Below are 2,193 nucleotides of genomic sequence, written 5' to 3'. Positions count from 1 at the left end.
GTCAGTGCCCCGTCGGCTTCTCGAGGATCGTCTTCAGCGAGACCTTGGCCGAGCCAGGCTTCAGCGGTTTCTGCTGTGAGGGGTCGGGCGCCCAGCCGGACATCCACACAATCGAAAAGCTTGCCCGGATGCGGCCGTCCGGGTCAGAAAACCGATCGGCATAAATTTCGGCGGCGCGGGCGAACAGCCGCCGGGTGGCGGGACGCCGGCTGCGGTCCAAAAGCGGGCTGGTCTCGCCCATGGCGCGCAGGTCGGCGGCAAGCCCGAACAACGAATCGTAGCGCACCGTGACCGTCTCCACGTCGGCGACCGGCAGCGCCAGGCCGGCACGCTGCAGCAGCGCGCCGGCGTCGCGCACATCGGTGAACGGCAGGACGCGAGGGCTCGCGCCACCGTAAAGCTCGGTCTCGGCGGCAAGCAGGCTCTCGCGCAACTCGGAAAGCGTGCCGGCACCGGCCAAAGCGCCGAGGAACAGCCCGTCGGGCTTCAGCGCTCGGCGGATCTGCGCCAGCACGCCGGGGATGTCGTTCATCGCCTGCAGCGACAGCAGCGAGACGACAAGATCGAGGCTCTCCGCCTCGAACGGCACGGTCTCCGCCGGGGCGACGATGCCGGCTTCTCCGGCAAGGAAGGCACCGTCTGTTTCCACGCGCACTGTGTCGGCCACCTTGCCGCTGCCGGCGAGCACCCTGGTCGCGGCCGATGTCTGGCAAAACAGCGCCGCCGCCTTGCCGAACTTGCGCTCGACGGCACCCAGCCGGTCGGCAAGGTCCTCCGCTGCCCGCCGCATCAGGAAATCGGCTCCGTCGACGGGGTGCATCAGCGCCCGGCGCTTGTGCGCAAGCCAGAGCTCCGTGTCGATCAAAGGCTGCAATGGGTTATTCCTGTTGTCGGCGCATGCCGGACCGATGCTATGGTGGCGCGGGGGTTCTTCACGTGGCCGATCCGGTGCGCAAGATCAAGACCATTGCGATGAAGGACATGGCGCGGCAGGCTCTGGGCTGGCCGGCGCGCCTGTTGTTTCCGCCGGTCTGTGCCGGCTGCCGCCGCCACGTCTCGCAGCCTGGCGTGCTGTGCGGCGCCTGCTGGCCGAAGCTTCGGCTGCTGGAGAAGCCTTGGTGTCCGGTTATGGGCACGCCGTTCACGCATGACATGGGCGACGGTTTTCTTTCCGCCGAAGCGATCGCCGATCCGCCGCCTTTCGAGCGGGCGCGGGCGGCGGTCGTCTATTCAGGGGTCGCGCGCCAGATGGTGCAAGGGCTGAAATACCAGGATCGCACCGATCTCGCGCCCTGGATGGCGCGCTGGATGATGCGCGCCGGCGCCGAACTGATCGCTGAAGCCGATGTCGTGGTGCCGGTGCCGCTGCATTGGCGGCGCTTCTTCCGGCGGCAGTTCAACCAGTCGGCGGAGCTGGCACGGGCGGTTTCGAAGCTGAGCGGCCTGCCTTTCGCGCCGGCTGCGGTGAGGCGCGTAAAACTCACCCGCCAGCAGGTCGGGCTGGAGCGGCACGAACGCGAGGAGAATGTGCGCGCCGCCTTCCGCGTCCCGCCCGAGGCGGAAATCGAGATCGCCGGCCGAAGGGTGCTCGTCATCGACGACGTCTTCACCACCGGCGCCACCGTGCGGTCGGTGGCCAAGGCGCTGAAGAAAGGCGGCGCCGGAGCGGTCGACGTGCTGACCTTTGCCCGCGTCCTGCCGGGGGACTTCCGGGCCGATGAGTCTGCAACTATATAGGGCTTAAGTTGTTGTTTTGGTGCATGTCGCTTTCGCATAACCGCTGGGCGATGGGCGCAGGCAGGATTGCTGATCGATGGTTGATGTGACGATCTATACCCGGATGATGTGCGGCTATTGCACCGCAGCCAAGCGGTTGCTCGAGCGCAAGGGTGTAGCCTATACCGAGCATGACGCGTCGTTCTCGCCGGAATTGCGCCAGGAAATGATTTCGCGGGCGCATGGGCGCACCACTTTTCCGCAGATTTTCATCGGCGACACGCATGTCGGCGGCTGCGACGACCTCCATGAATTGGAGTCCGAGGGCCGGCTGGACGTGTTGCTTGCCAACGGGGCGAGGGTTTGATCATGAGCGTTTTCAAGGCGGCGGCGGTGCAGATGCGTTCGGGCACCAGCCCGGAGCGCAACGCGGCCGACATGGAAAAGCTGGTCCGCGAGGCCGCACAGCAGGGCGCC

The 2,193-nt window shown here is 66.8% G+C and carries 3 protein-coding genes and 1 pseudogene; 3 read left to right on the top strand and 1 reads right to left on the bottom strand.

The window, feature by feature from the left end; translation table 11 throughout:
* Position 1: 1 nt before the first annotated feature.
* Complete coding sequence (locus tag EOA75_RS32125; protein WP_095823955.1) at positions 2–874, bottom strand: methyltransferase domain-containing protein; 873 nt, start codon at positions 872–874, stop codon at positions 2–4.
* 62 nt (positions 875–936) lie between these two features.
* On the opposite strand from EOA75_RS32125, the gene EOA75_RS32120 reads away from it, so the two are divergent.
* From EOA75_RS32120 to EOA75_RS35425, 3 genes and pseudogenes are all read left to right on the top strand, one after another.
* A complete protein-coding gene (locus EOA75_RS32120) occupies positions 937–1,737 on the top strand; it encodes a ComF family protein (RefSeq protein ID WP_067319068.1) in 801 nt (266 codons plus the stop codon).
* A 76-nt stretch (positions 1,738–1,813) separates the two neighbouring features.
* Entirely contained in the window at positions 1,814–2,083 is a 270-nt protein-coding gene (gene grxC, locus EOA75_RS32115) for a glutaredoxin 3 (RefSeq protein ID WP_066990112.1), read from the top strand.
* 2 nt (positions 2,084–2,085) lie between these two features.
* Positions 2,086–2,193, top strand: a pseudogene (locus tag EOA75_RS35425) (carbon-nitrogen hydrolase family protein); the annotation flags it as partial.

Source organism: Mesorhizobium sp. M1A.F.Ca.IN.022.07.1.1, assembly GCF_003997575.1.
Classification (GTDB): domain Bacteria; phylum Pseudomonadota; class Alphaproteobacteria; order Rhizobiales; family Rhizobiaceae; genus Mesorhizobium.
The sequence above is the reverse complement of the archived record's forward strand: the minus strand, read 5'-3'. Positions and strand labels throughout refer to the sequence as shown.

Excerpts from the sequence above, each read along its gene's own strand:
- grxC (WP_066990112.1), top strand. The coding sequence starts at position 1,814 with ATGGTTGATGTGACGATCTATACCCGGATGATGTGCGGCTATTGCACC.